The sequence below is a fragment of the Streptomyces sp. NPDC048637 genome, from assembly GCF_040650675.1.
Taxonomy (GTDB): domain Bacteria; phylum Actinomycetota; class Actinomycetes; order Streptomycetales; family Streptomycetaceae; genus Streptomyces.
Window position 1 is genome coordinate 226,471 of the sequence record NZ_JBEZHQ010000009.1, and the last position, 11,176, is coordinate 237,646.

Sequence of the window (11,176 nt, forward strand, 5' to 3'; positions counted from 1 at the left end):
GGTCCCGGCGCTGTGCCTTCCGCGGCCCGCCCTGCTTTCCAGAGTGACCTCGTCCATGCGGTACGTGTGCCTGAGAGATTCCGGGGAGGATTTGCTCCTTCGGCGCCCTGGTCGCGAACGACAAGGACTCTCCCGCACGGGGTCTGCGGCCAATCGCCAGCCTACCAGCGCGCCACTCGAAGGATCCTTCGAGTGGCCAGGGCATGAAATGTGCCGTTTGGTAGTTGTCACAGGGCAGTTGCGACCAATTGGAGGGGCCGTGCAAACCGATATCGATCCCCGAAGCCTGATCGGCCGCAAAGCGTTCGACCGTAACGGCGCGAAAATAGGGACCATCGACGAGGTCTACCTCGACGATGCGACGGGGGAACCGGAGTGGGCGGCCGTGCGCACCGGACTCTTCAGCCGGGATGCGTTCGTCCCCCTGGAGCCCAGCAAAATGGTCGGTGAGGGCCTGCACATTCCTTACGACCGCAAGCTGATCAAGGACGCGCCGGACTTCGGCGTGGGCCGCCATCTCTCCCCTGAGCAGGAACTTCAGCTCTATCACCACTACCGACTGGATATTTCTTCCCCGACCTCCGATCCGGTGTCCCCCGCCTCCCGCGACAAGAACTTCGGCAAGATCGCCGGCTCGGACGACTGATCACCCGCCGGCGCCCCGCCCACCAGCGGCAGGGGCTCCCCCGGCCGCAGCGCCGGGTCCTCGACAGCAAAGGTCCGCACCCTCCCCGGTGCGGACCATGGCGTTTCGAAGCGTACGGTCACTCTCCCCACCCCGCTCCCCTGTACCCAGCCGGCGCCGTACTCGTCGTGCACCACGTCCAGCCCCGGGTGCCAGCGCCGCGGCCGCTCCTCCTCGGCCCCGGCCTGCTCCGTGCCCCCGGCGGCCTGCTCCGCCGCCGCTGCCGTCGCGGTCTCCGCCGCCTCCCGCTCCGTCGCCAGCTGGGCGAACAGATCCTCCTGTGTGAAGTCCGCCAGGCCACTCACGCCCACGCCCAGCAGCCGCACCCCGCCGGTGGTGTCCACCATCTCCAGCAGGCGCACAGCCGCCTCCCGTATCACCGCCGGGTCGTCGGTGGGCCCGCGCAGCGTCTCGGAACGGGTCAGCGTCGAGAAGTCGTAGTTGCGCACCTTGATGACCACCGTGCGCCCGGAGCGCCCGGCCGCCCGCAGCCGCTGTACACACCGGTCCGCCAGCCGCAGCACCTCGCTCCGTACCCGAGTCCGGTCGGTCAGATCGACCTCGAAGGTGTCCTCGACCGAGATGGATTTCGCGTCCCGCTCGGCCACCACGGGCCGGTCGTCCTGCCCCAGCGCCATCGCATACAGCCCGGCACCATGCGCCTTGCCCAGCAGCCGCACCAGCTCGGCCTCACCGGCCTCCGCGGTCTCCGCGACGGTGTGGATCCCGGCCCTGCGCAGCGTCTCGGCCGTCGCGGGACCCACCCCGGGCAGCGTCCGCACCGTCATCGGGCCCAGCAGCTCCCGTTCGGTGCCCGGCTCGATCACCACCAGCCCATCCGGCTTGGCCGCCTCGGACGCGATCTTTGCCAGCATCTTGGCCCCGGCCAGCCCCACCGAGCCGGTCAGGCCCGTCGCGGACCGGATGTCACACCGCAGCCGCTCCCCCACGGCGCGCACCGCCGCCGTCTCGGCCGGCACCCCACCCGCCTCCAGGTCGACGAACGCCTCGTCCAGGCTCAGCGGCTCCACCAGCGGCGACAGCGCATGCAGCAGCTCCATCACCACCTCACTCACGTGGCGGTACAGCGTGAAGCGAGGGCTGAGATAGGCGGCGTTGGGGCACAGCCGGCGCGCCTGGGCCGTCGGCATCGCGGAGCGGACACCGAAGACCCGGGCTTCGTACGAGGCCGTGGAGACCACTCCGCGCGCGCCGATCCCGCCGACCACCACGGGTTTGCCGCGCAGGCTCGGCTTGGCCGCCTGCTCGGCGGCCGCGAAGAAGGCATCCATGTCCAGATGCAGAATCGTCGGGGCAGGTCTCACATCTCCGATGCTGCCCCATGCCACTGACAATCGGCCCGATGCCGGGCCGCGAACTCCGCCGGGGACTCAGCCCGCCCGGTTGCGCCGCCGCGCCAACTCGTCGTGCGGGTTCTTCCCCACCAGCGTCTCGCCGGTGTCCACGCGCTCCCCGTGGAGCTGTGACAGCGCACCCTCCACGTCCCGCCACACCACGCCGACGGCGATTCCGAAGACGCCCTGGCCGCCCTGGAGCAGATCCACGACCTGGTCGGGCGAGGTGCACTCGTAGACCGTCGCGCCATCGCTCATCAGCGTCATCCGCGTCAGATCCGCCAGCCCGCGCGAGCGCAGATGCTGGACGGCGGTGCGGATGTTCTGCAGCGACACCCCGGTGTCCAGCAGCCGCTTGACGATCTTCAGGACCACGACATCCCGGAAGCTGTAGAGCCGCTGGGTGCCGGAGCCGTAGGCCGGCCGGATGCTCGGCTCCACCAGGCCCGTACGCGCCCAGTAGTCGAGCTGCCGGTAAGTGATGCCCGCTGCCGCACAGGCGGTCGGGCCGCGATAGCCGATGGTCTGAGCCTCGCAGTCCCCCGACACCGCCGCGGCCGGTGCCGGGGCAGGGTTCGCTGCTGCGCCCGAGTGGAGCGGCAACGCCCCTTCCGCCGCCATACCGTCGCCGGTGATTGCCACGCCGCCCTCCGTCCTCCACGTCCCGGACGGGACCTGCCATATCGACGGTATGCAGTCCCTCGGGGTGCGTCAACGATCGCCGCGCTCGCCACGCCGAGTGATAATCACCCTACGAGTGGTTTCTCGTGACCTCGCACGGGGAAAGGCTCATTGTTTGGCCGGAAACAGGCGGTTCGCCTGGCCGATTCACTGGCTGTTGGTCCCGAAATCCTCGGGCGAGATCTGGTCGAGGAACTCGCGGAACTTCTCCACCTCGTCCTCCTGCTCGTCCGGGATGGCGATCCCCGCGTCGTCCAGCACGCCGTCGGTACCGAAGATCGGCGTTCCGGTGCGCAAGGCCAGCGCTATCGCGTCCGACGGACGCGCACTGACCTCGACCCCGCTCGCGAAGACAAGTTCGGCATAGAAAACCCCCTCGCGCAGATCCGTGATGCGGACCTGCGTCAGCTCCTGGCCCACCGCTTCGAGCACATCCTTGAAAAGGTCATGCGTCAGCGGCCTGGCAGGGACCATGCCCTGCTGGGCAAAGGCGATGGCGGTGGCCTCTCCTGGCCCGATCCAAATGGGCAAGTATCGGTCGCCTCCCACCTCCCGCAGGAGCACGATCGGTTGGCTGGAAGGCATTTCCACCCGGACACCCACGACGTCGAGCTCGTTCACACAGCAACCCTAGGACGTGCCCGGCCGGTTTGGGTAGTCGGGCACTCGTTTGCTCGCTACAGCCGGACCCGCAGAGCGCTCTGCACCAAGGCCGCATGCAGCCGTACGGACAGCGTTGCCAGCTCCCTGGCGGTGGCTTCGGCATGGGCCCTGGTCTGCGGGTTACGGTGCCGCCGAAGGGGTGCAACGACCTGTTCGACCAGGCCCGCCTCGCGCTCGGCCGCCGCCTTCACGGCACGCAGATGCCGCGGCTCCAGACCGAAACGGCCCAGGTCCGCGACAAGTTTGGCCACCGTCACGGCCTCGATGTCGTATCCGCCGTCCGCATGCGGGACGATGAGTCCGTAGGACTCCCAGTCGGCGAGCGCCGCCTCGTCCACCTCCGCGGCGGCCAGCAGCTCGGCCCGGCCGATCCGGGCAGCCGTGGGGCGCTCCGCACCCGGGTCGTGCACGCCCTCGACCAGATCCCGGGAGGGTGCGGCCGGGGCCGGCAGCGGCACCTGCTCACCGCGCTCCAGGGCGTCCAGATGCTCCCGGATGACCTTCAGCGGCAGATAGTGGTCCCGCTGCATCCGCAGGACGGCGGCCAGCCGCTCCACGTCGGCCGGTGTGAATTTGCGGTATCCGGAAGGCGTGCGCTTCGGCTCAACCAGTCCCTCGGCCTCCAGGAAGCGAATCTTGGAGATGGTGACCTCGGGAAACTCCTCGCGCAGCACCGTGAGCACCGTACCGATGCTCACCGGCTTGCCGTCCGAGGAGGCGGCGCCGGCAAAACCGGCGCCGCCTTTCGGTGTATCGCGCATATGCCTTCCCCGGCCGGTCAGATACCGGCGCCTCGCTGGCTCGCGTAGAAGACCAGACGGAACTTGCCGATCTGGACCTCGTCGCCATTGGCGAGGGCAACGGAGTCGATCCGCTCACGGTTGACGTAGGTACCGTTCAGGCTGCCGACGTCGGCGACCGTGAAGAGACCGTCCGGGCCGCGACGGAACTCCACATGACGGCGCGAGACCGTCACATCGTCGAGGAAGATGTCGCCCTGCGGATGCCGGCCTGCCGTCGTCAGCTCGCTGTCCAGCAGGAAACGGCTGCCCGCGTTCGGTCCCCGGCGGACGACCAGCAGCGCCGACCCCAACGGAAGAGCGTCCACGGCCGCCTGGGCCTCGGGGGACAGCGACGGCGACAGATTCTGGCCCGTCGTCTCCGAGTCGTAGGCCTCCAGCCCCGAAATGGAGATGGTCGACGTCGTCTCGGACGCGCGCTCGGGCTGGGCGCCCGCACGCAGCGGCGCACCACAGTTGGAGCAGAACCGGCTCGCCTCGGCGTTCTGGCTCCCACACCTCGTACAAACCGGCAAGGCCGACCCTCCACCCGTGCGTGCGGCTGATGGTTCCTGGGAACCTATGCGGCCGGCACCGGAGGGGTCAACAGAACCCGCGCCGTACCCCCCGGACGGACCGCTGACCTCATCACGGAAGAGCGGACGGTCCTCGGACGCGCCACTCTCGTCGGGCTGGCGCGGAGCGCGATGCCGCGCGGAGCCGCTGCCGCCCTCCTGGCGTGCGCTCTTGCCGAACAGCTTTCCAAACAACTTCACGGGCGATTCCCCTTGAACGAAATAGACCCGCCCGTGGGGCAGGACGAACCCTCGATGCACACACCGGCCCATCCGGACATCCTGTGAACGTCCGTGGCCTTCAGACAGTTTCCACCACACACCACACGCACGGTGCGTCGACCCCCCGCTACCTCATGCCCTTCCCGGGCACTCGACATACGTGCACGCCTCACTGAGATGACAACCGAGCGTAGTCAGGCCGCTTCGCTTCTCGCAAGGCGTTCACAATGATCTTCTCCTCACGGGTCACAGACACCTTGGCCTGCTCCTTTTCCAGAGTCTGGACCACTCCGCCGGGGATGTTCAGCGCCGGTTCCAAGTCCTCCGGCTTGCCGATGACCTTGAAGTGGAACGGCTGCATGACGCGCTTGCCGTCGACCCCCACGCCACCCCGGACGTCCGAGAGATAGCTGTCCGCGACAACCCGGACATCGTTGACCTGGATGGCCTCCGCGCCGGCCGCCCGCAGCTCCTGGATGGTGTCCAGCAGCTTGTCCGCCTCGACGGAGTGCGTCGGGTCGTCGATGGTCAGGTTGATGCCGGGCCCTTGCGCCGCGACGGTCCCGGCCAGCACGCCCAGCTGCTGTTCCTTCTCCACGGTCTGCTTACGGGCCTCCTCGGCCTGGTCCGAGCTGTTCTCCAGCTCGGTCTTCTGCCCTTCCAGGCGCCGCTGTTCGTCGGTCAACCGCTGGGAGCGATTGTCCAGCTCATCCAGAATGCGCACCAGGTCCTCCTGGCGCGCGCCTCGCAGCGCACTGCTGTCACTTGTGGAACGTACCTGAATCGCCAGACCGAGACCGAGAATGAACAGGAGCAGCGCAACGATCAGTTGAGCCCGGGTCAGCCGCGGCGGCCACAGACTCGCGACGAGCCGCTCCCGACCGGTCTTCGGGCGTTCCGTGCTCCCGTCATCAGCAACGACGTCCGGAGTCGAGGAGTCTGCCCCTTTGCCCTGCTTCTGTCCAGCACTGTCCGGTTCCTGAGCCTCGGCTCCGTCGCCGGACTCGGCCGGCTCGGGGGCGCTCCGGCTCTCGGGCGGCATCGGCCGGCGGCCGGCGGCGCCGCGGTCCTGGTCCGGCTCCGGCCGCTCCGCCTTCTTCTCCAGCTCCGGCTGCTTCTCCGGCTCCGTCTGCTTCTCCGGCTCTGGGGTCTCGTCCGCGGTCATCCGCCTCACGCCCTGAAAACGTGCCGGCGGATGGCCGCGGCGTTGGAGAAGATGCGGATACCCAGCACCACAACGACGCCGGTGGACAGTTGGGCACCGACGCCCAACTTGTCACCGAGGAAGACGATCAGCGCGGCCACGACGACATTCGACAGGAAGGAGACCACAAAGACCTTGTCGTCGAAGATGCCGTCCAGCATGGCGCGCAGACCGCCGAACACGGCATCCAGGGCCGCGACGACAGCGATCGGCAAGTAGGGCTCGACCACCGTCGGCACCACGGGTCGGACGACAAGCCCGACCACGACTCCCACGATGAGGCCCAATACGGCGATCACGATGTGCCCTTCCCTGTGTCGGCGCCGTCCGCCTTGGCGGCACCGGCCTGCGGCTTTGCGGTACGTACGATCAAGCTGGGCGCGGGCGGCAGCGTGACCTCGTTCTCAGCGGAAATCCTGGTGCGCACGCCGTAGTTCTCCTGCAGCACATGCAGGTACTGACCGTCGGCGCTGTCCTGGAACGTGGTGCTCAGCCGCTGCCCGTCCCCCACCGCCAGCACCGTATAAGGCGGCACCAGTGGCTTGTTGTCGACCAGTATGGCGTCTCCCGCGGCTCTGATCGCCGAGAGTGAGGTAAGCCGCTGTCCATTGACGGAGATGGCTTCCGCACCGGACGCCCACAGGCCGTTGACGACGCGTTGCATATCCCTGTCGCGTACCCGCCCGGTGTCCGAAAAACCACTGCTCTCGCGCGGACCGCCGCCGCTGGACGCCGCGCCCTTCGCATCGTCCACGACGAGTTTCACACCGGGCCCGGTGACCTGCGTCGAGCCGGACAGCAGGGCCAGCAGTTCGGCCTTGTCGCCGCCGTGCTTCTTCAGGGCGTCGCGCTGCATCCTGCTGACGTCGTCCCGGAGCGTATCGACCCGCTGCTGCTGCTTGTCCGCCTCGCCGGTGCCCTTCTGGATGCGGTTGATCAGTTCCTCGCGCTCCTTGGCGAGCGTCGGTGCTGATATCCGCGCCTGCGCCGCCCCCACCGTCACCACGACCGCGGCCAGCACCAAACCTGCCGCAAGGCCCAACTTCGCCCGCAAGGTACGCGGCAGACCTCGCACCCCTGCTTCGGACTTCCGTGCGGCGGCTTCGGCGTATCCGTCGTCGAGACTGTGATCCATCACGTTGGTGAGCAGCGACATGGACGCATCGGGGCGCGCGGCCGGCGTGTTCGGGTTGCTCCGATCGGGGCGCTGCTGCGACATGCCGCACATCGTCGCACGTCGGCCGCGCGGTCTCCCAATGGCCCCACCGGCGTGCCGATCCACGGCCCGCCGGTGGGGCCCCGGTCAGCGTCCTGCGCTGTCCACCACTGCGGACCACTCGTCCAGCAGCTGCTGCGCGGAGGCGTCATCCGGCCCTTCGGCCCACAGGTGCGTGACCGCCTCCGCGGGGTCCGGCAGCACCAGGACCCAACGGCCGTCGGTCTCCACGACCCGGACGCCGTCGGTGGTGTCCACGTCCCGGTCGCCGGCGGCCTCGACCACATGCCGCATGACCAGGCCCTTGACGGCCCAGGGTGTGGCCAGGTCCCGGCGCTGGACATGCGCCCGCGGGATCCGTGCGTCGATCTGGCTGAGCGTGAGCTGGGTACGGGCGACCAGACCGATCAGCCGGACGAAGGCGGCCGCGCCGTCGAAGACGCTGCTGAACTCCGGAATGATGAAGCCGCCCATGCCGTCCCCGCCGAAGACCGTGCCGTCGGCACGGCCCACCCGGGTCAGATCGTCGGGCGAGGTCGTCGTCCACTCCACCTGCGTCCCGTGATACGCCGCCACCTGCTCGGCGATCCGGGTCGTGGTCACCGGCAGCGCCACCCGGCCGGAGCGCCGCTCGGCCGCGACCAGGTCCAGCATGACCAGCAGTGCGCGGTCGTCCTCGATGATCCGGCCACGCTCGTCCACGAGGGAGAGCCGCTCGCCGACGGGGTCGAAGCGCACACCGAAGGCGGCCCGCGCCGAGGCCACGATCTCGCCGAGCCGGACGAGCCCGGCACGCCGGGCGTCGGGCGTCTCGGTCGGCCGGGATTCATCGAGCCCGGGGTTGATGGTCAGGGAGTCGACACCGAGCCGTCCCAGAAGGCTGGGCAGGACCAGACCCGCGCTGCCGTTGGAGGCGTCCACAACGACCTTCAGTCCGGACTCGCTGATGCCCGTGGTGTCCACGGCCCGCAGCAGGGATCCGGTGTAGGAGTCGAAGACGCTGGCCGGGAAGATCAGATCACCGATCTCGCCGGGGAAGGCGCGACGGTACTCCTGGCGGGCGAACACCCGGTCCAGCTTGCGCTGCCCGGCCTGCGAAAGGTCGGCACCCCGCTCGTCGAAGAACATGATGTCCACGGAGTCCGGCACACCGGGCGTCGTACGGACCATGATCCCGCCGGCGCTGCCCCGCGCGGTCTGCTGGCGGGCCACGGGCAGCGGGACATTCTCCAGATCGCGTACATCGATGGCGCTGGCCTGCAGCGCGGAGATCACGGCACGCTTGAGCGCCCGGGCACCACGGGAGTGGTCGCGCGCGGTGGTGACCGTGGAGCCCTTCTTGAGCGTGGTGGCATACGCGCCCGCGAGCCGCACCGCGAGTTCCGGGGTGATCTCGACATTGAGGATCCCGGACACCCCGCGGGCACCGAACAGATGCGCCTGGCCGCGGGACTCCCAGATCACCGAGGTATTGACGAACGCGCCGGCCTCGATGGTCTTGAACGGATAGACCCGCACATTCCCCTGGACGATCGACTCTTCACCGATCAGGCACTCGTCACCGATGACGGCGCCGTCCTCGATCCGGGCGGCCCGCATGATGTCGGTGTTCTTGCCGATCACACAGCCGCGCAGATTGCTCTGCTGACCGATGTAGACGTTGTCGTGCACCACGGCCCGGTGGAGGAACGCACCGCTCTTGACGACAACATTCGAGCCGACGACGGTGTGCTCACGAAGCTCCACCCCCGCTTCGATCTTGGCGTAGTCGCCGATGTACAGCGGACCGCGCAGCTCCGCGTCCGAATGGACCTCGGCGCCCTCCGCGACCCATACGCCCGGCGAGATCTCGAAGCCGTCGATTTCGACATCGACCTTGCCTTCGAGCACATCGGCCTGGGCCTTCACATAGCTCTCATGTGTGCCGACGTCTTCCCAGTAGCCCTCGGCGATATAGCCGTAGATCGGCTTGCCTTCCTTCATGAGCTGCGGAAAGACATCCCCGGACCAGTCGACCGACACGTCGGGCTCGAAATAGTCGAAGACCTCCGGCTCCATGACGTAGATGCCGGTGTTGACGGTGTCCGAGAAGACCTGACCCCAGGTGGGCTTTTCCAGGAAGCGTTCGACCTTGCCCGCCTCATCGACGATGGTGATGCCGAACTCGAGCGGGTTGGGGACCCGCGTCAGGCAGACGGTGACAAGGGCGCCCTTTTCTTTGTGGAACCGGATCAGATCCGTGAGGTCGAAGTCAGTGAGGGCGTCACCGGAGATGACGAGGAAGGCGTCGTCCTTGAGGGCTTCCTCGGCGTTCTTCACGCTGCCTGCGGTACCGAGCGGCTTTTCTTCATTGGCGTAGGTGAGCTCCATTCCGAGCTCTTCTCCGTCGCCGAAATAGTTCTTGACGAGGGAGGCAAGGAATTGCACGGTCACGACGGTCTCGTTGAGACCATGCCGCTTCAGCAGCCTGAGCACATGCTCCATGATCGGCCTATTGACGACCGGAAGCAGGGGCTTGGGCATGCTGGACGTCATGGGGCGAAGGCGTGTTCCTTCGCCGCCGGCCATCACAACGGCCTTCATGTCGGAAGCGTCCTCCTCTAAGAGACGACGGTCTTGCCGACTTCACTTGTCCAGATCGCCCACTGTTCCTGTTATCACGTACGGGCGCCGGGCCTTGGCACCAGCTACCGGTCCGGAAAGCTCAGTCAGCCGTGGGTGTCCGCTCTGATGAGTCGGCGGACCTGGACCACGTAGAGGATTCCTGCCCACCAGTAGAGCGCTGTACCCCATCCTGCGAACGCCCATCCGAAAACCGCAGCAAGTGTGTGAAGCCAGCCGCTTCCGCTGCTCAGGAGGAGCAACGGGAAGGCGTACATCAAGTTGAACGTAGCCGCTTTGCCCAGGAAGTTCACCTGGGGCGGCCCGTAACCGTGGCGTCCGAGGAATCCGACCGCGATCAGCAGCATCAGTTCCCGTGCCAGCAGAGCTGCGGTCAGCCAGACCGGCAGGATCTCGCGCCAGGTCAGACCGACGAGGGTGGAGAGGATGTAGAGACGGTCGGCGGCCGGGTCGAGTATCCGGCCCAGACTGCTGATCTGGTTCCAGCGCCGGGCGAGCTTGCCGTCCAGATAGTCGCTGACTCCACTCAGCGCGAGGACCAGCAGCGCCCAACCATCGGCCTTCGGGCCACCGAATACCGGCCACAGGATCAACCACAGGAACAACGGCACGCCGAGGAGGCGAGCCATGCTCAGGATATTCGGGATGGTGAGGACGCGATCCGTCTGGACCCGCGTCTCCTGGACCTCCACGCGGAAGCCTCCTGTGGGAAATGTGCCAACGATGCCCCCTGACCTTACCTGCCCCGCCGGCGACGCCGTGCCGCGGGTCCCAAGATCACGGAAACACGAAAAAGCCCCTCCGGAACTTTCGTTCCCGAGGGGCTTTTTCAACATTTGTTCGGCGGCGTCCTACTCTCCCACAGGGTCCCCCCTGCAGTACCATCGGCGCTGAAAGGCTTAGCTTCCGGGTTCGGAATGTAACCGGGCGTTTCCCTAACGCAATGACCACCGAAACACTATGAAGTTAAAACAACCCGGCATGAACACAGGTCGTTACTTCAGAACCTACACAGTGGACGCGAGCAACTGAGGACAAGCCCTCGGCCTATTAGTACCAGTCAACTCCACCCGTTACCGGGCTTCCATATCTGGCCTATCAACCCAGTCGTCTACTGGGAGCCTTAACCCCTCAAAGGGGGTGGGAGTACTCATCTCGAAGCAGGCTTCCCGCT

The 11,176-nt window shown here is 67.5% G+C and carries 11 protein-coding genes, 2 rRNA genes and 1 riboswitch; of the genes, 1 reads left to right on the forward strand and 12 read right to left on the reverse strand.

The features are described 5' to 3' along the window. Window positions 1–48 precede the first annotated feature (48 nt). Window positions 49–145: riboswitch (glycine riboswitch) on the reverse strand. Between the two features lie 114 nt (window positions 146–259). Continuing rightward, window positions 260–646 (forward strand): PRC-barrel domain-containing protein, encoded by a 387-nt coding sequence (locus tag AB0C46_RS15240; protein WP_362828278.1) that lies wholly within the window; start codon window positions 260–262, stop codon window positions 644–646. On the opposite strand, the gene AB0C46_RS15245 is transcribed toward AB0C46_RS15240, so the two are convergent. From AB0C46_RS15245 to AB0C46_RS15300, 12 genes are all read right to left on the reverse strand, one after another. Continuing rightward, window positions 553–2,010, reverse strand: a complete 1,458-nt coding sequence (locus AB0C46_RS15245) for a DNA polymerase IV (protein ID WP_362828279.1) — start codon at window positions 2,008–2,010, stop codon at window positions 553–555. The two genes, AB0C46_RS15240 and AB0C46_RS15245, sit on opposite strands and share 94 nt — an antisense overlap. A 66-nt stretch (window positions 2,011–2,076) precedes the next feature. Next, the gene (locus tag AB0C46_RS15250) at window positions 2,077–2,682 is read right to left on the reverse strand and encodes a MerR family transcriptional regulator (RefSeq protein ID WP_362828280.1); all 606 of its coding nucleotides are present in this window, start codon (window positions 2,680–2,682) and stop codon (window positions 2,077–2,079) included. Window positions 2,683–2,868: 186 nt separating this feature from the next. After that, a complete protein-coding gene (locus AB0C46_RS15255) occupies window positions 2,869–3,342 on the reverse strand; it encodes a bifunctional nuclease family protein (RefSeq protein WP_006606439.1) in 474 nt (157 codons plus the stop codon). A gap of 56 nt (window positions 3,343–3,398) precedes the next feature. Beyond that, on the reverse strand, window positions 3,399–4,145 hold the full coding sequence (locus AB0C46_RS15260) for a MerR family transcriptional regulator (RefSeq protein WP_362828281.1): 747 nt from the start codon (window positions 4,143–4,145) through the stop codon (window positions 3,399–3,401). A 17-nt stretch (window positions 4,146–4,162) separates the two neighbouring features. After that, the gene (locus AB0C46_RS15265) at window positions 4,163–5,011 is read right to left on the reverse strand and encodes an FHA domain-containing protein (protein WP_362828282.1); all 849 of its coding nucleotides are present in this window, start codon (window positions 5,009–5,011) and stop codon (window positions 4,163–4,165) included. A gap of 118 nt (window positions 5,012–5,129) precedes the next feature. Continuing rightward, entirely contained in the window at window positions 5,130–6,125 is a 996-nt protein-coding gene (locus tag AB0C46_RS15270; RefSeq protein ID WP_362828283.1) for a DUF881 domain-containing protein, read from the reverse strand. A gap of 5 nt (window positions 6,126–6,130) precedes the next feature. Continuing rightward, window positions 6,131–6,463, reverse strand: a complete 333-nt coding sequence (locus tag AB0C46_RS15275) for a small basic family protein (RefSeq protein ID WP_003984969.1) — start codon at window positions 6,461–6,463, stop codon at window positions 6,131–6,133. Next, window positions 6,460–7,392 (reverse strand): DUF881 domain-containing protein, encoded by a 933-nt coding sequence (locus AB0C46_RS15280; RefSeq protein WP_362828284.1) that lies wholly within the window; start codon window positions 7,390–7,392, stop codon window positions 6,460–6,462. The genes AB0C46_RS15275 and AB0C46_RS15280 overlap by 4 nt, the downstream gene beginning before the upstream one ends. 75 nt (window positions 7,393–7,467) lie before the next feature. Next, complete coding sequence (locus AB0C46_RS15285) at window positions 7,468–9,963, reverse strand: mannose-1-phosphate guanyltransferase (protein WP_362828285.1); 2,496 nt, start codon at window positions 9,961–9,963, stop codon at window positions 7,468–7,470. A 125-nt stretch (window positions 9,964–10,088) separates the two neighbouring features. Beyond that, complete coding sequence (locus tag AB0C46_RS15290) at window positions 10,089–10,694, reverse strand: CDP-alcohol phosphatidyltransferase family protein (protein WP_362828286.1); 606 nt, start codon at window positions 10,692–10,694, stop codon at window positions 10,089–10,091. A gap of 146 nt (window positions 10,695–10,840) precedes the next feature. Further along, window positions 10,841–10,957: ribosomal RNA gene (gene rrf / locus AB0C46_RS15295) — 5S ribosomal RNA — on the reverse strand. Between the two features lie 75 nt (window positions 10,958–11,032). Next, window positions 11,033–11,176, reverse strand: a 23S ribosomal RNA gene (locus AB0C46_RS15300); the annotation flags it as partial.

Coding starts and splice junctions, on each gene's coding strand:
- AB0C46_RS15260 (WP_362828281.1), bottom strand. CDS start 4,145: ATGCGCGATACACCGAAAGGCGGCGCCGGTTTTGCCGGCGCCGCCTCC.
- AB0C46_RS15265 (WP_362828282.1), bottom strand. CDS start 5,011: ATGGGCCGGTGTGTGCATCGAGGGTTCGTCCTGCCCCACGGGCGGGTC.
- AB0C46_RS15280 (WP_362828284.1), bottom strand. CDS start 7,392: ATGTGCGGCATGTCGCAGCAGCGCCCCGATCGGAGCAACCCGAACACG.
- AB0C46_RS15270 (WP_362828283.1), bottom strand. CDS start 6,125: ATGACCGCGGACGAGACCCCAGAGCCGGAGAAGCAGACGGAGCCGGAG.
- AB0C46_RS15285 (WP_362828285.1), bottom strand. CDS start 9,963: ATGAAGGCCGTTGTGATGGCCGGCGGCGAAGGAACACGCCTTCGCCCC.